Raw genomic sequence first — 19,456 nt, 5'->3', positions numbered from 1 at the left:
GGAGGATTCAAGCTATGAGTTCCCAGAACGAAAAGTTAGTTGAATTTATGAAAAAGCAAATTCGGAACGAAAACGAAATTGTCCAGTCCGTGACCGAGGGGCTGAAAAACATAAACAACCCCCCCGTGAAAGCCGTCTTAAAAGGCATCTCGTTGGATTCCACCAAACATGCGGAACTCTACGCCTCTGCCATCACGCTGCTTGAAACTGTTTCCCAAGCCATGACCCAAGAAAACCTTGACCAGCAAAAAGCGTTGGTAGAAAAACACATCAAACTGGAAGCCGACCTGATTAAGAAACTTGAAGATGAACTCCCCACAATCGAAAACAAGAAAGTCGCCTTCCTTTTGAACTCGATTTTGATGGATGAACGCCGACATCACGCCATGCTAAAAGAAGTTCTGGAAATTATTGTACGCGGCGAAACAATCACTGAGGAAGATTGGTGGAAATTCCTCTGGGAAGAATCACCTTTCCACGGTGCCCCCGGCGGATAAACAACCATTTTCCTATTCTTTGGTTTGTAAAACTTGGGGCACGGCGCACAAAGCCTATAAACGCTTTTTGGCGTTTGGTTGGTGCTTACGAGTTTTCTCTTTGTTTGGCGAATTCTTCGGAGAAACTGACGGTTTCGTCAACTATTTTGTGCAGTTCTTTGAGTAGCCATGCGAGTCGTTCGCCCCTTTCGGTCAAGGTGTACGTTTTGGGGGTTTTTCTGGCGAAGACCAGTTTTTTCCCTTTTAAACCACGCAGGTACTTGTAGGTTCTGCGCAGGGAAAGACCTGTTTTCTGGGAGAGCCGTTTGGCGGATATTCCCTCTTCAGGGATGTCGTTGTAAATTCTGTTCTCAGTGGTTGCCAGTGTTTCTTTTGCGGGGTCGCGTTTTGATTTGAAGAAGAAAATGTAGTCCCTTTCTTTCGGGGTGGATATTAACCCTGTCGTTTTGAGCCGCTTCAGGATGCGGGAGACAATCTTTGCGGGAACAAACCCTTTGATGTCTTCAAAGGTTTTTGGGCCGTCAAGCAGTGTGGTGAGTATGTTTTCTTCGTGGCATTCGCTGTGTGAGGGCAGAACGTCGGTGAATTCGGGCAGGTTCTCGATTAGGCTGGTGAGTCTGCCGCCGAAGTTTGTGGCGTAGAATTGGTCGTGGGCTTCAGCTGCTAAGCCAACGTTTAGCAGGGGTTGGAGGTACTCTTCGGATATGGTTTCTTGACTGTGGAGGTAGCCTGCTTTTTTGAGTTCCTGCTGCAGTTTACCCATGGAATAGTGCCCTTTGGTTATGGTTTGCAGGATGGCGATGCGGGTGTCATTTTTAAGGACGTTGAGGAGGTCCTTCATGAAGGTGGGGTTCTCCATGGTTTCGCAGAGCATGCGGAATTCGTTTCGAAGTTTCCAAACTTTGCAGTTGGTGATGCATTCAAGCGGGGAAACGGGGGCGCAGTTCTTGCATTTTTGGTCTAAAGAGTGGAGAATTTCTGTTACGCCTCTTTCGCTGAATGTTTCTTGGGTCTTCATTGGGCGGTCTTTCCTTGTTGGCGTTGTCTGGCGGGTTAAAAGTCGGTTGGGAGATATAGGAATCAGAGGAGAGTACCCGTCCAGACATACGTCATAAAGTACATGACATACGGCATGTTTAAATATATTTTCCCAACAGATTACCATATCTGGTGGAAATTTGCTCACGCCCTGCGAAGTCGCCGTAAAAACCGTTTCACCAGCTGTACGCGCTCTCCTAGCCCAAACCCTCATCGAAAAACACAACCTCAAAGAAAGCCAAGTTGCTCAGATTCTGGGTGTAACCCAATCAGCAGTTAGCAAATACAACAAAAAAATCCGCGGCTCAGCCATACTCATCGGCGACATACCTGAAATTCGAACAATAGCCGAAAAGATGATTCCGTTGTTGCTGTCCAATCCCGTTCAGCACGCGGCGGTTATGAAACTGTTCTGCCAAGCCTGCACCATAATCCGAAACAAAGGCTTAATGTGCTCCCTTTGCCAACAGAACCAAAAACCCCCAATTGAAAGCTGCACCTTCTGCCAAGACCCCTAACAGTTGAAGATTTATTAAACTGCCCTCCAAACTCATGTCGAGGAGCGCTTCCCTTTGTCCGTTTACGACGAAAAAAAAGTTCTAGAAGTCATCGAAAAAGCCACCAAAAGCGTAGTTAACATAAGCACCGTACGGCTGGTTCATAACATCTTCTACCAAGCAGTCCCCATTTCAGGCATGGGCTCCGGCACCATATTCGACGCTGACGAAGGCTTAATCCTCACTAACCACCATGTTGTGGGCGGCGCACAAAAAATCAACGTCACCCTCTACAACAACCAAGTCATCGAAGGCACCATCGTGGGTTCCTGTGTTGCACGAGACATCGCCGTTGTAAAAGTTAGCGCGGGCGAGCTTTCTTCGGCAGAGTTGGGTGATTCTGACAACCTCAAAGTGGGGCAACGCGTCTACGCCATTGGCAACCCTTTCGGCTTAACCGGTGGACCCACCGTAACTTCAGGCGTCATTAGCGCCCTAAACCGAACCATACAATCCGACCGCGGCCTCATCGAGAACCTCGTTCAAACCGACGCAGCAATTAACCCTGGCAACAGTGGTGGTCCACTGGTGGATTTGGATGGCAGAATCGTCGCTATAAGCACAGCAATTATACCCTTTGCCCAAGGCATCGGATTCGCTATCCCCATCAATTTGGCAAAACTTTGCACCACTGACATCCTCACTCAAGGCGAAAGCAAACGTCCCTGGCTGGGCGTAGTGGGCTTGACGCTGACTGTGGCAATTGCCCGCTACTACGGGTTTCCCGTGGGACACGGCGTGTTGGTCACCAAAGTTGCAGGGGGTAGCCCCGCGGAAAGTGCGGGCATGGCGGAGGGCGACATTATTCTAGAAGTGGATAACGTGGAAACCCGCGGCATAGACGATTTGTTGCGGGAAATCCGAAAACACAAAGTCGGTGACAGCGTGCGTGTGTTTGCTTTGCGCAGCGGGCAGGAAAACTTCTTTGAGCTTAAACTTAGCGGCATGCCTTAGCCGTTTTTTCCGTAACTTCTTTTAAGTGTGGATGCGGTTTTTGTAGTCAGTTTAGGGTGGGAGTGTTTTGAGTCAAAACCAAATTCGCGAGATTCTGGAGAAATATCATGTTGTTGCGGTGGTTGGGCTTTCACGTGAGGTTGGCAAACCCAGCCGCGCCGTAGCCGCCTACCTAAAAGGGCACGCCTACCACGTGATTCCTGTGAACCCGTTTACGGATGAGGTTTTGGGCGAAAAAAGCTACCCCACATTGTCTGCTATTCCAGAAGAACTTCAGAAAACCATCGAAGTCGTTGACATTTTTCGCCCCGCAACAGAGGTGCCGCCCATAGTTGATGAGGCAATAAAGCTCAGGAAAACGTTTGAACAGCCGTTTGTGGTTTGGATGCAGTCAGGCATCGTCAACGAGAAGGCAGCGGAAGCAGCGCGTGATGCTGGCTTAGTGGTGGTTATGGACCGGTGTATGATGGTGGAGCATCGGCATCTTCAAGGTTAAACTAAGCCCAGAACCACCGAGGCAACTGTGGCTAAGGCAACGATGGCTAAGGTTTCCATCAGCGTGACTTTCCAGTGGACGCGGGTCTTCTTGGAACGGTAGCGTACTAGGAAGATGCCTGCGATGGCGGCAACAATGGATAACGACAACACCATGTTGATGGGGTAGGGTAGAAGCAGAAACGTCGCGATTGGGATGCTGCCCGCTATGAAGGTTGTTGCCATGACTATGGCTGCGGCATACAGGTTTGCACTGTGAATCTCCTTATCCAGCACGAGGAAGAGTTTTTTGACCAGCATAAGTGATTTGTCGCGTTCTTTTTTGTCAGGGATATCGCTTAAGCTAAAGTTCATCAAGTTCTGCAGCGTCAATATGTCGGCAAGGTCTTCGGTGACTCCGCCCAGAAAGAAGCTGGAAAAGTTGGTTATGGCTACGGCTGTCAGAGTTAGAAACGCCGCAAAAATAACCGTGCTTGTCCCTGAAAGCGCTGCGCTGCCAGTGAGGGTGGAGATGAAGGCTGAGAGGATAACAACCAAGCTGGTTATAGAACCGTCAACTAAACCCGCCACCACCTCAAGGATGGGCTCTTTTTTCATAAGCAGGCTTTGCCATTCCTTGCCCAGCCTAAGCCCTTGATCGGTGAGTTGCACAGAGCTATCGTTTAGGATGATTAGCCCTTCGGCGGCCATTTCTTTGAGAGCTTTCTCTAACTCGTTCATGTCGATGCAGGCAAGGCTGGAGCAGACTTTGTCTAATCTGCGTTTTAGTTCAGTTTTTTGGGCGGTTTTTCCTTTACTGAGGTGCAGCAGGAGGATGACTTTAATAACGTCGGGCAATTCTTGGATTTCAAAGGACACTCAATAAGTCACCAATGATAATCAACAGTAAATTCTAAAACTTGAAATAATAACTTTGTGTATGCAAAAAACAGATTTATTGTTGTTCGGGGTTAACTCGTGGTTTTCCACAGAAGAGTCATCCGGTTTTTTAGTAGCTCCGCGATTTTTGTTGTGTCCTCAATGTAGGCTAGTTTTATTTTAAGGTCGTTTTCGGTGGTTTTTCGCAGGTTATAGTCGAATTTTGCGGTGGCGGTTAACAGAGCAATTTCTCCGTTTATGCCCTCAAATAGGTGTTCAAGTTCTTTTTCTTTGAGTTTTTCCCTGCTAATTAAGTCCGACATGTACTATGTGCCCCATTAGTGTTACGTTTCTTTAAAAAAGTATTACTGTTTAATTAAGGTTTTCACAAACGGAACTCTCGAGAAACTCAGCGCTAATTTAGCTGCCCCTTTCTTTTTATCCCCTAACCGATGTCCGTCGGCGGGTTTGAAACCTTTATATCACCACCTGAGAAGAATTAATTGGTTTGTGCGTATGTTTTCGGGCAAGATTCTAAAAAGAGACGGCAGAATCGTAGATTTTGATGCTGACCGAATAAAGAATGCCCTCTACAAAGCATTTTTGGCAGTTGAGTTAGGAGAAGGCAACAAAGCCCAAAAAATCACCCACGAAGTGGTCAAGTTAATTTCGGAACGGTACACTGAGAAAACGCCTTCCGTTGAGAATGTGCAGGACATCGTGATTGAGGTTCTGAAAAAGGAAGGCTACGAGAAAATAGCGTTAGCCTACGAGGAGTTTCGAAAGAAAAAAGAGGAACTGCGACGCCTACGGAGCCTTTTGGGGGTGCAGCCGAAACTGACGGTGAACGCCATGGAGGTTCTTAAAGCTCGGTACCTTTTACGAGACGAACACGGAACCCTTCTTGAAACCCCCACTAAACTTTTTGAACGGGTTGCCAAAGCCATCGCCAAAGTCGATGCCCGCTACGGTGATGACCCCGTCGAGAGCGAGCAAGTCTTCTATGACCTGATGGCAAAACTTGAATTTCTACCCAACACTCCCACCCTATTCAATGCGGGCACCCGCATAGGGCAGCTATCCGCCTGCTTTGTCCTCCCCGTAGACGATTCCTTGGAAAGCATCTTCACCGCAGTCAAACACATGGCGCTCATCGAGCAAACAGGCGGCGGGGTAGGCTTTGACTTCTCAAGGCTTAGACCCCGCGGTGACATCGTTGGCTCCACCAAAGGCGTAGCCTCAGGGCCAGTCAGTTTCATGCGGGTTTTTGATGCCGCAACTGAAGTCATAAAGGCAGGTGGCAAACGCCGAGGCGCCATGATGGCAATTCTGCGTGTGGATCACCCTGACATTTTAGAGTTCATAACGGCAAAGCAGAACCCAACCTTGCTGACCAACTTTAACGTGTCTGTGGCAGTCACTGACGCGTTCCTTAAGGCGCTGGAAGAGGACAGCGAGTATTCTTTGGTGAATCCCCGCAACGACGAAAAAGTCAAGAAGCTTGAAGCCCGCGAAGTCTGGCAGTTGATTGCGCATTCAGCGTGGGCAAGCGGTGACCCCGGCTTAATCTTCATCGACGAAATTAACTGGCACAACCCAACCCCCCAAATCGGCGTGATAAGCGCAACCAACCCCTGCGGCGAACTCCCCCTTCTTCCCTACGAAAGCTGCAATCTGGGCTCCATTAACCTTTCAAAGATGGTGGAAAACGGGGAGGTGAACTGGGAGAAGCTTCGGATGACCGTGTATAATGCAGTGCATTTTCTGGATAACGTCATAGACGCCAATGTTTACCCGCTCAAAGAGATTGAAGCCATCACCAAGGCAAACCGTAAAATCGGTTTAGGCGTCATGGGCTACGCCGACATGCTTATCCTGTTGGGGGTTGCTTACGATTCTGACCATGCGCTTAGAATTGCCGAACAAGTTATGGCTTTCATTGAGGAGGAGGCTAAAAAGAAATCCATAGAAATCGGGCAAAAACGGGGGTCGTTCCCTAACTTCGTGGGCAGCCGATGGGAACCCAACCACACAGCGTTTCGCAACGCAACCGTAACCACCGTTGCCCCAACTGGCACCATAAGCATCCTCGCAGGCTGCAGCTCAGGCATCGAACCCCTCTTTGCCGTGTCTTTTATGCGCAACGTGCTAGGCGGCGCACGGCTGTTTGAAACCAACCCCCTCTTTGAAGAGATGGCAAAACAGAAGGGTTTCTACAGTGCCAAACTGCTTGAGGAAATCGCGCGTACTGGTTCAGTTCAGAAAATTCACGGCGTCCCCGACGAAGTTAAACGACTCTTCGTCACAGCTTTGGATATCGCGCCTGAGTGGCATGTGAAGACGCAGGCGGCTTTTCAGAAAAGCACCGACAACGCGGTTAGCAAAACGGTCAATCTACCCAACCACGCCAAAGACGCCGACGTGCGCGAAGTGTTTGATTTGGCTTGGAAACTCAAATGTAAAGGGGTTACGGTTTTCCGTTACGGCAGCAAACCCGAGCAGGTGCTTTACGTGGGCGAAATCCAAGCCAAAGAGGGCACCTTTGTTTCCGTGCATGCTGAGTATGCAGGTGGGTGTCCAACCCGAAACTGCCCCTTCCCCTCGTAGGAGGCGTCAGCTTGGGTTACGTTTACTTGTACACAGGTACAGGCGGAGGCAAAACCGCCAACGCGCTCGGATTGGCATTGCGCACGGTGGGGCACGGTAAACGGGTGGTGATTGTGCAGTTCTGTAAGTGGCGGCAAGATACAGGTGAGTTTCTGGTGAGGCAGCGACTGGGTGACCTGTACGAGATTTACGCGTTTGGGCGAGATGTTTGGCTGGGAACAGAGTCGCGGACGGTGGATTTTGGAGGCGAAAAATTCCAAGTGGAAGCCGTCACTGACCGCGACCGCGAGTTAGCCGAGGATGCGTTGGCGTTTGCGGCAGGCGTGATGCAGGAGAGGCAGCCTGCGTTGCTAGTTTTGGATGAGGTGAACTTGGCGGTACATTGGGGGCTGCTGCCTGTGGGGCGGGTGCTTGAGTTGCTTAGTCATGTGCCAAAGGAGACGACGGTGGTTCTGACAGGCAGATACGCGGCAAAGGCGCTTTTGGAACGCGCTGACTTTGTCAACATAGTCCAAGACGTAAAAATGCCCGAAAAATTCGAGCCTACAAAAGGCATACAATACTAACAAAAAAGGAGGTTAGGGTTTGGCTTTAATTTCGGCGGCTATCTGCTTGCCTAACTCAAAGCACCGTTGCAACGCTTCATGGGTGGGCACGTACTTGATTTGCAAGTCCGCCTCGTGGATTTCAAAGCCTGCTTTACGTGCTGTCTCGGTCATGGCGCGGACTGCTCCACCTCCCCAGCCGAAGCTGCCAAAAAAGCTCCAAAGTTTGTCTTTGGGTTTAAGGCCAGTGGCGTAGGTTAGGAAGGCTCCGACGGTGGGGAACATGCCGTTGTTAAGCGTGGGGGAACCCACAATGACAGCTTTCGCATCGAGGATTTCAGTCATGGCTTCAGTGTTGTCTGAGGCGCGGAGCTTGCACACTTTGACTTCGACGTCTTGACTAACGGCTCCTTCAGCTATGGAACGGGCCATTTTGTCGGTGCTACCCCACATCGTGTCGTAGACAATTACGATTTTGTTTTTGGCTTTGCCTGCTGCCCAGTCAGCGTAGGCTTGGATAATTTTGGTGGGGTCTTTGCGCCAGATGATGCCGTGGCTTGGAGCAATCATATCTATAGGCAAGCCCATTTTGACGACTTCTTGGATTTTTTTAGCCACCAGCGGTCCCAGCAGCATGAGTATGTTGGCGTAGTACTTCTGCGCCTCCTCCATGAGAATGTGCTGGTCCACTTGGTCGTTGAAGCGTTCGCCAGAGGCTAGGTGCTGCCCGAAGGCGTCGTTAGGCATGAGAATTTTATCTTCCACTATGTAGGTGAACATGCTGTCTGGCCAGTGCAGCATAGGTGCCTCCAAGAAACTGAGGGTGCGGCTGCCGATTTTGAGGGTGTCGCCGGACTTGACAGTTTGCACGTTAGCAAAGTCTTGTCCGTAGTGGTCAATGAGGGCTTCTTTGCCGCGTGCGGAGGCGATGATTGTGGCGTTTTTGGCTAGTTGAGCAATTTTGGGCAGGCTGCTTGAATGATCCATTTCGACATGGTTGACGATGATGTAGTCAAGTTTTGCGGGGTCAATGACTTCACAGATGTGTCTGATGAGGTCATCGCTGAAGGTGTGCTTAACCGTGTCGACAAGCACGTTTTTGTCGTCTAAAATTAGGTAGGCGTTGTAGGTGCTGCCACGGCTGGTTATGTAACCATGAAAGTCGCGGATGTTGTAATCTACCGCGCCAACCCAGTAGATGTCTTTTGCTATAGGGTTTTTCATAATTTTTTCTCCTACTCTTTTATTGTTTTCAGGTTATAGGTTATGTTGACCCCTGCTTTCTCATGGAGGATGCCAACAGGACAGTTGCGTAGAGTGTGTTCATGCAGGCGCTGAACTTGGTCTTGGGCTGCGTCGGTTTTGAAGATGATTTCAAAGGTTTCCTCCACGATGGTGCCGACCTCGGGGTCTTTGACTGCCTCCACGCTGACTTCCAAGCCTTTAAGAGGTAAATGCATTCTTCGCGCGACCATCTGGCAGATGTTGCTATAGCAGCCAGCGTGGCTCATGACGCAAAGTTCCAGCGGAGTTGCGCCCAATCCAGGTGTGTTGTTTGTTTCGTCTTTTTGGTCTACTATGACGCTGTGCGCTCGGGTGTTGTCAAGCATAATTTCGTAGTTCTGAATTATTTTTGCTCTAGCGTGAAGTTTAGTCAATTTTATGCGCTCCTTGTTTTGTTGGAAAAATACAGCATGTTCCTTGGTGCGGCGTGTTTATATTGGTTTCTGGCTGCTGCCTCAGTTTCTGTTGGAGGTGTTCTGCAGGGAGAACCATACGGTTCTGCAGGGAGAGCTAAATCAGTCTACGCCCTTGTGTTTTGTGAGGCAAACCCCAATGGAGAAAACAGTGTCTCTTTTACTTCTCTTTTCAGTTTTGTTTTTTCCCTTTGCGGCTACGCTGCCCTTTCACGAGTCAAGGGCAACCTCCCCCATCACGTTGTCTGTTGGCATCATTTCGCCTACTAACCAAACTTGTACTGCCAACGGCGTCACGCTTAACGTCACGTTTGTGTCCATAGTCGAAAGCAACATGAACATCACCCTGACCTACAGTCTTGACGGTAACTCAAACCAGACCTTGCCGCTGACCGTTACTTATCGGGAGGATTCTTTTCAAGCAACCATAACTGGGCAGACTGTTGTTTCAGGTTTAACGAATGGCATGCATTGGGTAGCCGTTTATGTGTCAACCCGTATGGGAATTGAGCCGCCGCAAACCCTAACCGACCACGCTACCGTCTACTTCACCATAATAGACGCAAACACAACAGGGACTCAGAAGGTGAACTCTTGGACCCAAAAAGCCAACATGTCCACCTCACGTTACAACGCAGGCTCAACAGCTGTAAACGGAACAATCTTTGTCCTCGGCGGCCTTAAAACCCAAATCAATGGGTCTCTGCATTTTAGCAACTGCACCGCCGTCAATGAAGCCTACGACCCCCAAACTAACACATGGATACAGAAAGCTCCTTTGCCTGTTCCATTGAGTGGTTTTGCAGTGGCGGCTTATGCGGGCAAGATTTACTGTTTTGGCGGGGCAGCATTGATTGGAGAACGCGAAATCATGCAAAATGGCACTTTCGTGTATGACCCCGCTTTAGACGTATGGCAATCCTCATCCCCGATGCCTGAGCCTGCAAGTGGCTTAGAGGCTAATGTGATTGACGGCAAAATTTACCTCGTCGGCAATCTCACATTGGTCTATGACCCTGTAACGGATTCTTGGGCAACTAAAACAAGTCCCCCTACTGCTGTAGTCAACTATGCCTCTGCCGTGGTGGATGACAAAATCTTCGTTATGGGTGGAAACACGGGTGGACCAACATTTGTCAGCTTCAACCAGATTTACGACCCTTCAACCGATACCTGGACCCAAGGTGCTCCAATGCCCAAAGGGGTTTCAAACGCTGCAGCCGCCGCCACACTCACTGCCATCTATGTGTTTGGAGGTACCACTCAGGAGTATCCGCTCAACGGGCAAAACCTGACCCAAATCTATTTCCCACAAAACAATAGTTGGAGCATGGGCGCAGACATGCCTAAAACCAAAGCAGGGCAAACAGCGGTTGCCGTGGATAATGTGTTTTACGTTTTGGGTGGCGGACACAACATCTTTGCACCCGACTCAACCGATAACCTGCAATACGTGCCCGCTGGAAATGAGCTCTGTCAAACCACAGAGAACTCAGTTACAGTAGCGCCTTCCTCCTCACTCCTTCTCCTGCCAAGCCATCTTCTACCACCTCTTTGACCGCAAGCCCAACTGTTACCTCTACTTTCCCAATCAATCAAGCCAGAAATCCATAACCAGTGAAGCTGTAGCCATAACAATAGTTGTACTTATTGCAGCGGTTATGGTCAGTTCTTTTGGTGTTGTAAGCTTCACAAAGATAATATGTTAGAAACCCCAAGTTATTGGCAGACGCCGTTTTCTTCAAGGGAGATTGACACATGAGCCTATTACCTGATGACAAAAAAGAGCTTCTTAAAACAGAGTTTCAACAGAAACTGGTTGACCCCGTTAAACTTGTTATGTTTACGCAGGAAATGGAATGCCGTTTCTGCAGCGACACCCGCACACTCACCCAAGAAATGGCGCAGCTCAACGAAAAAATCACCGCTGAAGTGCATGACTTCCAAAAAGACGCCGACCTCGCCAAACAACTTGGCATCGACAAGATCCCCGCCATTGCTGTTTTGGGTAAAAAGGATTATGGGGTGCGCATTTTTGGGGTGCCTTACGGTTACGAGTTGCAGACGCTTGTGGACGCTATCCTTAACGTTTCTTCGGGTAAAACTGACCTCGCGGACAAGACCAAAGCGCTCCTTAAAGACGTCAAAGCCCCCGTTCATATCCAGGTTTTCGTCACGTTGACTTGTCCGCATTGTCCTGCGGCGGGGGCAATTGCTCATAAACTTGCTGTGGCGTCGGAGATGATTCGTGCCGACGTGATTGATGCTCAAGAGTTTCCCGTTCAAGCGCAGAGGTATGGCGTTATGGGGGTACCAAAAATTGTTCTTAACGAGAAAGTGGAGTTTACGGGGGCATTTAACGAGGACCTTTTCGCTGAGTACGCAATTTTGGCTGCAAACACTTAACCCTCAAAACATTTCCTTTTTTTTGGGGTCGGGTAGTGGTTGTGTTTGCGAGTTGGTTTGTTCTGCGTATCTTGTATCTGTTGTGAAATCATTTAGTATAAATGTCTTGAAGATATATCTTTTAAAGAAATTCTTATATCGTGCGACCACCATCATAGTTAAAGGCATCACCTGGGGGACATACGATGAGCCAGCAAACCAAAAAAATTGTTCTTAACCTTGGCGGCATGAGCTGCATAAATTGCGCACGAGCCATCGAGAAGCGGCTCAACAAACTAAACGGCGTCACCCAAGCCACCGTGAACTTAGCCGCTGAAAAAGCTATCATCGACTACAACCCCACTCTCGTCACCCAAAAAACCATCGAAGACACCATCAACAACATCGGCTACCACGTCATACACGAAAAAGCTGTCCTCCAAATCGGCGGCATGACCTGCATAAACTGCGCCAAAAGCATCGAAAAAGCCCTCAACGGGCGCGAAGGCATCTACACTGCAACCGTAAATTTTGCCATGGAAAACGTCACCGTCGAATACAACCCCGAACAGATAAGCCTCCCCGCAATCAAAAAAGCCATACAAAACGTTGGCTACGAAATCATCGAACCCAAACAAAAAACCGTAGAAGACGCCGAAGGCAAAGCACGCCAAAAACACATCCGCCACCTAAAACTGCTCCTATCAACCAGCATCGCCTTAACCATCCCCATCATGGTTTTGATGTGGTTCCCTCCGCTGCCCATGGCGCAAAACAGCATCCTAATGTTCATCCTCGCAACCCCCGTGCAATTCATCGTGGGCTGGACTTTCTATGTGGGCGCCTACAAGGGTCTGCGCAACAAAACCGCAAACATGGACACCCTCATCGCAATGGGCACCTCAACCGCCTGGCTCTACAGCACCATAGTCACCTTCGCCCCAAGCGTGTTCCCCGATTCAGCCGTTTTCTTTGACACCTCCACCATGATCATGACCTTCATCCTCACAGGAAAGCTCCTTGACGCCATAGCCAAAGGCAGAACCTCCGAGGCTATCCGAAAAATCATGGGGCTTCAAGCCAAAACCGCCCGAGTCATCCGAGACAACCAAGAACTGGAAATCCCTGCTGAAGAGGTCCAAGTTGGCGACATCGTTGTAGTGCGTCCAGGTGAGAAAATCCCCGTTGACGGCACAGTTGTTGAAGGATACTCAGGCGTGGACGAGAAAGTCATCACGGGCGAAAGCATCCCCGTGGAGAAACGTAATGGTGACCAAGTTATTGGGGCAACCATGAACAAGACGGGTATGCTTAAGTTCAAAGCCACCAAAGTTGGCAAAGACACGGCGCTGGCTCAAATCATCAATCTGGTAGAAGACGCCTTAACCTCAAAAGCGCCTGTTCAGCGGCTTGCCGACATCGCGGCAGGCTACTTTGTCCCCGCCATAATACTCACCGCAACCGTCTCGGCTTTCGTGTGGTACTTCCTTGTCGGCGAGACCTACATATTCTCACTCACCGTGTTCATAGCCGTCTTGATTGTTGCTTGTCCCTGCGCTTTAGGGCTTGCAACTCCGACAGCCATCATGGTTGGTGTCGGAAAAGGCGCAGAAAACGGCATCCTAATCAAAAGCGGCGAAGCCTTAGAAACCGCTCACAAACTTCAAGCCGTCGTTTTCGACAAAACAGGCACTCTAACCAAAGGCGAACCCGAAGTTACCGACATAGTTACCGACAAAACGTTTACCGAAAAGCGATTGCTGCAGTACGCCGCGGTGGCAGAGAAAAACTCTGAACATCCCCTCGGAGAAGCCATAGTCAAAAAAGCAGCCATCGAGGGCATCGAGGTTGAAGACCCCCAAGATTTCAATGCTGTACCTGGGCAGGGCGTTGAAGTCCAATATAACGGCTCGGTTGTGCTGCTGGGTAACCGCAAACTCATGGAAGCCCGCAACGTAGATGTAAGCCAGTTTGAAGCCACAATGTCGGCGTTTGAGGAAGAAGGCAAAACCGCCATGCTCCTTTCAGCGGATGGTAAAGCCGCAGGTTTGATTGCCGTAGCGGACACCCTTAAAGAGCACTCAAAAGAGGCTGTGAGTGCCCTAAAAGACATGGGGCTGGAAGTCATCATGCTAACAGGTGACAATCAACGTACTGCCATCGCCATCGCAGGGCAAGTCGGCGTGAATCGTGTGGTTTCAGAGGTTTTGCCCAGCGAAAAAGCCGCCGAAATTAAGCGGTTGCAGGGTGAGGGCAAGGTGGTTGCGATGGTAGGTGACGGCATTAATGATGCTCCAGCGTTGGCGCAGGCAAACATCGGCGTTGCCGTTGGCACGGGAACCGATGTTGCAGTGGAGACAGGTGACATAGTTCTTATCAAAAATGACCTGCGAGATGTAGTGGTTGCTATTCAACTGAGCCAAGCAACAATGCGTAAGATTCGTCAGAACCTGTTTTGGGCGTTCTTCTACAACATCATCCTCATTCCGTTGGCGGCGGGCGCCTTCTACCCCATCTTGCATGTGCTCTTTGACCCTGTGTATGCAGCGGCGGCTATGGCAAGTAGCTCAGTGACGGTGGTTACAAACGCTTCTTTGCTGAGGCGGTTTAAACCAAAACTCTAAGTCACACGACAACCAGATATATGGAGGTGAAAGTGTATGGCTAAAGATTTAGTTTGTAACATGGATGTAGACGAGAAAACAGCCAAATGGAAGACCGTCTATAAAGGAAAAACCTACTACTTCTGTGCGCCCGGATGCAAAGTTGAATTTGAAGAAAACCCAGAAAAATACGTCAGCGGCAATTCATCAGGACATAGTTGCGGTTGCTGTTGTGGTGGACACTAACCGCCTTTTTAGTTCCTTTCTTTTTTGTTTTTAATCTCCTCTCTCAATTCTCCGCGTTTGTTTGGGGAACAATTTGGGTTTGCAGGGCCGCCGCAGTTGGCCTTTTTTGGGAGAAAGGAGAAAAGGCGGGAAAAACAGATTCCTCTGCAGCGGCCTTTCTGCCACCATGAAACTCGTTAAACAAAACGGATAGGTATGGCTGGATGATGGTGGCGGTGAACTCAGCAGTCGGTCTCAACCAGCAGAGCATTTTTACTCAATAAAACAAGTTTAAAAGTGTCCTATAAATATATCTAACCAAGACAGGTTAACGAAAATGGCTCAACCTGAAGAGATAAATGAGATAGTTTCTGACTTCTCACGGGTTTACATACTTACAATACTTCATCAAGGGCCTGTCCACGGTTACGAAATAATCAGTAAATTCAAAAAAGTCATAGGTAAAGACATCAGCCCCAGCCTTGTGTATCCTTTCCTCAAAAAACTCGAACAGAAAGGGCTTGTCACCCATTCGCTTAAGCCTGTGGGTGCAAAAAAACGGAAAGTCTTTGAACTCACCAAGGATGGCAGAGCATTCAGTGAGCAACTGTTTAAACGGTTTTCGGAACTCATAAGCGTAGCGTTAGAACCCAGTTTAGAGATTTGTGCACACTGCGGCTGCAAAGTGTACGAAGGCGGCTACGTTGAACGCATAAAAGGACGTGACTTATCCTTTTGTTGCATACACTGTGCGGCATCGTATAAACAAAGCTTAGGCTTAATGTAGCCTGCTATTCTGTGCGTTTAATGATGTGGTATCCGAATTGGGTCTTCACTGGCTCTGAAGTTTGCCCTTTCTCAAGTTTAAACGCGGCAACTTCAAATTCTTTAACCATTTGTCCACGTCCAAATTTTCCCAAGTCGCCTCCCTTCTTTCCTGAAGGGCAAAGGGAAACTTGTTTGGCTATTTCAGCGAATGCTTCGCCTTTCGCTAAGCGGTCTTGAACGTTTTTTGCTTCGGTTTGCGTTTTAACAAGGATGTGGGCGCAACGAACTTTGTCTGGCATATCCGTATCCAAGTTGGGTTTGGGTTAATAACTCTTGCCCGCTTAGGCTTTCAGCGGGCACATATAGATGCGAAGTTCCTTTATAGTTGAATGCCAATTTTAACTGCATGGACTTTGTTCCCATAATCTCCACGTTTCTACTCATACTTGTGGCTGAACTGGGAGACAAAACACAGCTTGCCGTCATCTCCCTTTCCAGCAAATACAAAATCAAACACGTCTTCTTTGGAGCGATGCTGGCGTTTTTTGTCGTTGACGGCGTCAGCGCTCTAGTCGGTGGACCCCTGCTGGCTTTTCTTCCCCTGAATCTGGTGCAGACTGTTTCAGGTGTCGTGTTCATAATTTTTGGGGTTTTGCCTCTGCTGAACCGAAAAGAGCAACCAATCAAGGAACCCAAAACTAGTCGTATGCCTCTGTTTGCCTCCTTCTCGTTGATTGCCCTTATGGAGTTAGGCGACAAATCCCAAATTCTAACCATAACTTTGGCGGCTGAAAGCTCAGCGGTTCTTGTGCTTGTGGGGTTGATGCTGGCGTTTGCCCTGCTAACGGGAGTGGCGGTGCTGGTGGGCGCCAAGCTCTTGGCAAAACTTCCCTTGAAGTGGCTCAAAATCGGCACATCCGCGCTGTTCATAGTTTTAGGTGCCTTGTCGATAACCAGCGGGTTACTTGGCGTTAGCCTGTTTTAATCCTCCTGCTATCCTATTCCTCTTAAAAAGTGACATTGCGATCAAAGTTGCTGTGATGAATGCCAGGATTGCTATTCCCGCTGGAAACTCTGGGATTGAGGGTGAAGCGGTAGGTGACGGCGTTGGGGTTGGGCTTAATCTTGAGGTTGGCGATGAAGTTGGTGTAGATAACGGGGCGGTTATGCTTACTTGGTTGATTAAGGGGTAATGGTCAATGTTGTTTGCGTCAATTACATATGGCGTGTTCCAAATCCCAGAATTGTCCCTCTCAGAGCCTTTAGGGTATTTCGATTGGTAGTCTCCCCAGTAGTTCCCGCCAGAGGATTCACCGTCATTCCATCTGTTGTTGACTGAGCTAAGACCTTCGATAGCCACCGCAAGAGTGTTGTTAGCGAAGTTGTTGTGGTGTATGGTGTTGTTTGAAGAATTGTATAGCATTATTCCTGCGCTGACATGTTGCCATACCGTTGACATGCCTGATATGGTGTTACTTAAAATCAGGTTGTTCTGGCTTGCAGTCATGAATATGCCTATGTCGCTGTTTGTAATGGTGTTTCCAACGATTTTCACAAAACTGCTATTGTAGACTGTGATTGCGCTCGTTTCATACCACGGCATATCCAAAGTCGATAACGTATTGTTCAAAACAGTGAAATTTGAAACACCATGCAAGCTAATTTCGGTACCACCGAAGTTCTTGATTGTTACATTCGTTTGCCCATTGGCGTGAATTCCGCTGTTGATGCATCCTTTTCCGTCCAGAACAACGTCGCTTCTTTGAAGCCATATTTGTTTGCTCATGTTATCCGTTAAGCTGTAAGTGTTGCCCGTTTGTTGTATGAGTGTGGTTGAAGGGGTCACACGACCATCGGCGTTAATTACAAAAGTGTTGGGGTACAGAACAATGGGCGGCTCAGTTAAGGTTCCCTGAATTCCCAATGCATAAACGTTGCCATCATACGAGCCTATGTAGACTACGCCGTTGGCAACCGCGGGCGAAGACCTAACAAAACTGCTTGTGGCATAATTCCAAAGTTTAGACCCGTTGTTTGCATTCAACGCGTAAACGTTGCCGTCTAATGAGCCCACGTAAACCACAGACCCAACAACGGCTGGTGAGGAATAGACCGCGTCGCCCGTAGTGAAATTCCAAAGCTTCACGCCATTTGACGCATTCAAAGAATAAACATTGCCGTCTATGGAGCCGACGTAAACAACATTAGACGCAACTGCTGGAGAAGAATCAACATACCCCTCCGTTACGTAACTCCAGACTTTAGCTCCAGTGGATGCATCCAAAGCGTAGACGTTTCCGTCTTCCGAGCCGACAAAAACGGTGCCCTCCGCGACAGCTGGAGATGAAACAACGTCGTCTCCTGTCGTATAATTCCAGTATGGAAAGCCATTGGTGGCGTTTAAGGCGTAGATGTTGCTGTCAAACGAACCGAAGTATGCAATGCCGTTAACTACAGCAGGTGAAGACAGGACTGAACCCCCTGTAGTGTAGTTCCACAGTAAAGCCCCGTTGTCTGCGTTTAACGCGTAAGTGTTATTGTTGTATGTGCCGAAAAAAACTACGTTATCCACTACATTTGGAGATGAAATAGGACCCCCTGTTTGGAAGTCCCAGAGTTTTTTGCCGTTACTGGCGTTTAAAGCGCAAATGACACCGATGTTAATGATGGGGCGCCCAGGTGTGAACGAATCCACCCCTACATAGACCACGCCGTTAACCACCGCGGGGCAGGAAGAGATTTTGCTGCTGCTTGTGTATGCATTGTATTTCCAGCGTTGATTGCCGCTGTTTGCGTCCAGAGCATAAAGGGTGCCGTTACCTGTGCCTATGTAGACTGTGTTTTCATAAACTGCGGGAGATGCATAAACGGTGTTGGTGCCGGTGTTGTAGCTCCAGAACAGGGCGGGGCTTAAGGCTGGTTTGCCTGTTCCTGCGCCATCATGCGATGGGTTTGTGTGGAACATGGGCCAGTTGTCAGGTGAAGCGTCCTGTGAATATGTATTTGTGCACTGAGAACTCATGGCGGTTAAAAGAATCACTGTACAGACAACGAGTGTAGCTTTGAGCGATTTTCTCATGCCTACCGCCACTTCATATTTCGGCTCTTATTCCCTAAAAGTTTGTTTGTAAAGAAGTCTTGACAAAAAGAAAACCTTGTTCTGTAACAAACCCACAACCCAACAGCAACATGCTCCCGAATAATTCATAAACTCCAAACCTCAGTTAACCTTAGCGAAAGTGACTTTGATATGGAAAAGTGGGATTTGATAATTGTCGGTGCAGGCGCAGCTGGGTTGGCTGCAGGCATTTATGGTGCCCGGAGTGGGTTGCGTACGCTTCTTTTGGATGAACGGCTGGCAGGCGGAACCGCAGCTGAAGCCCCCATGGTGGAGAACTACCCTGGCTTTCCCCAGATACTTGGCACTGAACTCGCCGAAAAAATGACGCTGCACTGCAAAAAAGCAGGCGCCGTCATCCACGATGTCGAACCCGTCGTCAGCATGGACCTTGAAGGCGAAGTTAAAAAGGTGAAGACTTCCCGCGCCGACTATGAAGCCACCGCCGTTATCATAGCCACTGGCTCCCACTACAATGAACTCGGCGTAAAAGGTGAAAAAGAATTCCACGGCAGAGGCGTCAGCTACTGCGGCGTCTGCGACGGTCCCTTCTTTAAAGGTAAACATGTCCTGGTGGTTGGAGGCGGCAACTCTGCCTGCACAACTACCCTTTACCTTGGTGGTATCGCAGGTGAAGTCACAGTTGTCCACAGGCGGGACGCTTTCCGCGCTGAAGAAGCGTTGGTTAAGGATGTTTCCTCAAAAGCCAACATCAAAGTTTACTGGAACACCGAAATCCAAGAAATCAAAGGCGAAAAAGTCGTCAACTCCGTCGTGCTCTTCAACGTTAAAACCAAAGAAACCACTGAGTTGCCTGTGTCTGCGGTTTTTGTGCAGGTCGGCGAGTCCCCCAATAGTGCACCTGCGTTGGAGGCAGGCGTGGAAGCTGAAGAAGGCGGCAAAAGCATCAAAATTGACATGCATCAACGAACTAACCTTGCAGGTGTTTTCGCAGCTGGCGACGTAACCAATCATCCCGTGAAGCAAGTGGGAACTGCAGTGGGGCAAGGCATAACCGCCGCCTTAGAAGCCTACAGCTACATTAAACGACCCTACTACAGAAAATAAAAAAGGAAACTCTTCCTTTTGCCTAACACCTGTGGCTGCTG

At 49.0% G+C, this 19,456-nt stretch carries 20 protein-coding genes; 13 read left to right on the top strand and 7 right to left on the bottom strand.

From position 1 onward, the window contains the following. Positions 1-14: 14 nt before the first annotated feature. A complete protein-coding gene (locus tag ACBZ72_11070) occupies positions 15-497 on the top strand; it encodes a hypothetical protein (GenBank protein XES76704.1) in 483 nt (160 codons plus the stop codon). 85 nt (positions 498-582) lie between these two features. Here ACBZ72_11070 and ACBZ72_11065 read toward each other — a convergent pair whose 3' ends face one another. Next, on the bottom strand, positions 583-1,515 hold the full coding sequence (locus ACBZ72_11065) for a winged helix-turn-helix domain-containing protein (protein XES76703.1): 933 nt from the start codon (positions 1,513-1,515) through the stop codon (positions 583-585). Between the two features lie 160 nt (positions 1,516-1,675). On the opposite strand from ACBZ72_11065, the gene ACBZ72_11060 reads away from it, so the two are divergent. The 3 genes from ACBZ72_11060 to ACBZ72_11050 all read left to right on the top strand — a co-directional run bounded on the left by ACBZ72_11060 (position 1,676) and on the right by ACBZ72_11050 (position 3,542). Next, on the top strand, positions 1,676-2,053 hold the full coding sequence (locus tag ACBZ72_11060) for a transcriptional regulator (protein XES76702.1): 378 nt from the start codon (positions 1,676-1,678) through the stop codon (positions 2,051-2,053). A gap of 54 nt (positions 2,054-2,107) precedes the next feature. After that, a complete protein-coding gene (locus tag ACBZ72_11055; GenBank protein ID XES76701.1) occupies positions 2,108-3,046 on the top strand; it encodes a S1C family serine protease in 939 nt (312 codons plus the stop codon). 67 nt (positions 3,047-3,113) lie between these two features. After that, on the top strand, positions 3,114-3,542 hold the full coding sequence (locus ACBZ72_11050; protein ID XES76700.1) for a CoA-binding protein: 429 nt from the start codon (positions 3,114-3,116) through the stop codon (positions 3,540-3,542). On the opposite strand, the gene ACBZ72_11045 is transcribed toward ACBZ72_11050, so the two are convergent. Then, positions 3,539-4,399 carry a hypothetical protein gene (locus ACBZ72_11045; GenBank protein ID XES76699.1) on the bottom strand — a complete coding sequence of 287 codons (861 nt, stop codon included), beginning with the start codon at positions 4,397-4,399 and terminating at the stop codon, positions 3,539-3,541. The two genes, ACBZ72_11050 and ACBZ72_11045, sit on opposite strands and share 4 nt — an antisense overlap. 92 nt (positions 4,400-4,491) lie before the next feature. Next, entirely contained in the window at positions 4,492-4,722 is a 231-nt protein-coding gene (locus ACBZ72_11040; GenBank protein XES76698.1) for a hypothetical protein, read from the bottom strand. A 193-nt stretch (positions 4,723-4,915) separates the two neighbouring features. Between ACBZ72_11040 and ACBZ72_11035 the strand changes: the two genes are divergently transcribed. Further along, positions 4,916-7,006 carry an adenosylcobalamin-dependent ribonucleoside-diphosphate reductase gene (locus ACBZ72_11035; GenBank protein XES76697.1) on the top strand — a complete coding sequence of 697 codons (2,091 nt, stop codon included), beginning with the start codon at positions 4,916-4,918 and terminating at the stop codon, positions 7,004-7,006. Then, on the top strand, positions 6,973-7,572 hold the full coding sequence (locus ACBZ72_11030; protein XES76696.1) for a cob(I)yrinic acid a,c-diamide adenosyltransferase: 600 nt from the start codon (positions 6,973-6,975) through the stop codon (positions 7,570-7,572). Before ACBZ72_11035 ends, ACBZ72_11030 begins: the two co-directional genes overlap by 34 nt. 12 nt (positions 7,573-7,584) lie before the next feature. On the opposite strand, the gene ACBZ72_11025 is transcribed toward ACBZ72_11030, so the two are convergent. Both ACBZ72_11025 and ACBZ72_11020 read right to left on the bottom strand, forming a co-directional pair. Then, on the bottom strand, positions 7,585-8,775 hold the full coding sequence (locus ACBZ72_11025; protein XES76695.1) for an FprA family A-type flavoprotein: 1,191 nt from the start codon (positions 8,773-8,775) through the stop codon (positions 7,585-7,587). Positions 8,776-8,786: 11 nt separating this feature from the next. Beyond that, a complete protein-coding gene (locus ACBZ72_11020) occupies positions 8,787-9,209 on the bottom strand; it encodes an OsmC family protein (protein ID XES76694.1) in 423 nt (140 codons plus the stop codon). 190 nt (positions 9,210-9,399) lie between these two features. Here ACBZ72_11020 and ACBZ72_11015 point away from each other — a divergent pair, with 190 nt between their 5' ends. From ACBZ72_11015 to ACBZ72_10995, 5 genes are all read left to right on the top strand, one after another. Then, a complete protein-coding gene (locus ACBZ72_11015) occupies positions 9,400-10,806 on the top strand; it encodes a Kelch repeat-containing protein (protein ID XES76693.1) in 1,407 nt (468 codons plus the stop codon). Positions 10,807-11,006: 200 nt separating this feature from the next. Continuing rightward, on the top strand, positions 11,007-11,654 hold the full coding sequence (locus ACBZ72_11010; protein ID XES76692.1) for a thioredoxin family protein: 648 nt from the start codon (positions 11,007-11,009) through the stop codon (positions 11,652-11,654). Positions 11,655-11,839: 185 nt separating this feature from the next. Then, positions 11,840-14,257 carry a heavy metal translocating P-type ATPase gene (locus tag ACBZ72_11005; GenBank protein XES76691.1) on the top strand — a complete coding sequence of 806 codons (2,418 nt, stop codon included), beginning with the start codon at positions 11,840-11,842 and terminating at the stop codon, positions 14,255-14,257. 36 nt (positions 14,258-14,293) lie between these two features. Beyond that, complete coding sequence (locus ACBZ72_11000; protein ID XES76690.1) at positions 14,294-14,482, top strand: YHS domain-containing protein; 189 nt, start codon at positions 14,294-14,296, stop codon at positions 14,480-14,482. Positions 14,483-14,798: 316 nt separating this feature from the next. After that, the gene (locus ACBZ72_10995) at positions 14,799-15,248 is read left to right on the top strand and encodes a helix-turn-helix transcriptional regulator (GenBank protein XES76689.1); all 450 of its coding nucleotides are present in this window, start codon (positions 14,799-14,801) and stop codon (positions 15,246-15,248) included. A gap of 4 nt (positions 15,249-15,252) precedes the next feature. Here ACBZ72_10995 and ACBZ72_10990 read toward each other — a convergent pair whose 3' ends face one another. Continuing rightward, entirely contained in the window at positions 15,253-15,528 is a 276-nt protein-coding gene (locus ACBZ72_10990) for a peptidylprolyl isomerase (GenBank protein XES76688.1), read from the bottom strand. Between the two features lie 86 nt (positions 15,529-15,614). Here ACBZ72_10990 and ACBZ72_10985 point away from each other — a divergent pair, with 86 nt between their 5' ends. Continuing rightward, positions 15,615-16,214 carry a TMEM165/GDT1 family protein gene (locus tag ACBZ72_10985; protein ID XES76687.1) on the top strand — a complete coding sequence of 200 codons (600 nt, stop codon included), beginning with the start codon at positions 15,615-15,617 and terminating at the stop codon, positions 16,212-16,214. On the opposite strand, the gene ACBZ72_10980 is transcribed toward ACBZ72_10985, so the two are convergent. Next, positions 16,191-18,308 (bottom strand): PQQ-binding-like beta-propeller repeat protein, encoded by a 2,118-nt coding sequence (locus ACBZ72_10980; GenBank protein XES76686.1) that lies wholly within the window; start codon positions 18,306-18,308, stop codon positions 16,191-16,193. The genes ACBZ72_10985 and ACBZ72_10980 overlap by 24 nt on opposite strands. Positions 18,309-18,479: 171 nt before the next feature. Between ACBZ72_10980 and ACBZ72_10975 the strand changes: the two genes are divergently transcribed. Then, positions 18,480-19,415 carry an NAD(P)/FAD-dependent oxidoreductase gene (locus ACBZ72_10975; protein ID XES76685.1) on the top strand — a complete coding sequence of 312 codons (936 nt, stop codon included), beginning with the start codon at positions 18,480-18,482 and terminating at the stop codon, positions 19,413-19,415. The last annotated feature ends 41 nt before the right edge of the window (positions 19,416-19,456 follow it).

Source organism: Candidatus Bathyarchaeia archaeon (assembly GCA_041447175.1).
GTDB lineage: Archaea > Thermoproteota > Bathyarchaeia > Bathyarchaeales > Bathycorpusculaceae > JADGNF01.
Note: the sequence above shows the minus strand (reverse complement) of the source record. Positions and strands in the feature narration are given on the sequence as shown.

Excerpts from the sequence above, each read along its gene's own strand:
- ACBZ72_11070 (XES76704.1), top strand. The coding sequence starts at position 15 with ATGAGTTCCCAGAACGAAAAGTTAGTTGAATTTATGAAAAAGCAAATT.
- ACBZ72_11065 (XES76703.1), bottom strand. The coding sequence starts at position 1,515 with ATGAAGACCCAAGAAACATTCAGCGAAAGAGGCGTAACAGAAATTCTC.
- ACBZ72_11040 (XES76698.1), bottom strand. The coding sequence starts at position 4,722 with ATGTCGGACTTAATTAGCAGGGAAAAACTCAAAGAAAAAGAACTTGAA.
- ACBZ72_11035 (XES76697.1), top strand. The coding sequence starts at position 4,916 with ATGTTTTCGGGCAAGATTCTAAAAAGAGACGGCAGAATCGTAGATTTT.
- ACBZ72_11025 (XES76695.1), bottom strand. The coding sequence starts at position 8,775 with ATGAAAAACCCTATAGCAAAAGACATCTACTGGGTTGGCGCGGTAGAT.
- ACBZ72_11010 (XES76692.1), top strand. The coding sequence starts at position 11,007 with ATGAGCCTATTACCTGATGACAAAAAAGAGCTTCTTAAAACAGAGTTT.
- ACBZ72_11005 (XES76691.1), top strand. The coding sequence starts at position 11,840 with ATGAGCCAGCAAACCAAAAAAATTGTTCTTAACCTTGGCGGCATGAGC.
- ACBZ72_11000 (XES76690.1), top strand. The coding sequence starts at position 14,294 with ATGGCTAAAGATTTAGTTTGTAACATGGATGTAGACGAGAAAACAGCC.
- ACBZ72_10995 (XES76689.1), top strand. The coding sequence starts at position 14,799 with ATGGCTCAACCTGAAGAGATAAATGAGATAGTTTCTGACTTCTCACGG.
- ACBZ72_10990 (XES76688.1), bottom strand. The coding sequence starts at position 15,528 with ATGCCAGACAAAGTTCGTTGCGCCCACATCCTTGTTAAAACGCAAACC.
- ACBZ72_10980 (XES76686.1), bottom strand. The coding sequence starts at position 18,308 with ATGAGAAAATCGCTCAAAGCTACACTCGTTGTCTGTACAGTGATTCTT.
- ACBZ72_10975 (XES76685.1), top strand. The coding sequence starts at position 18,480 with ATGGAAAAGTGGGATTTGATAATTGTCGGTGCAGGCGCAGCTGGGTTG.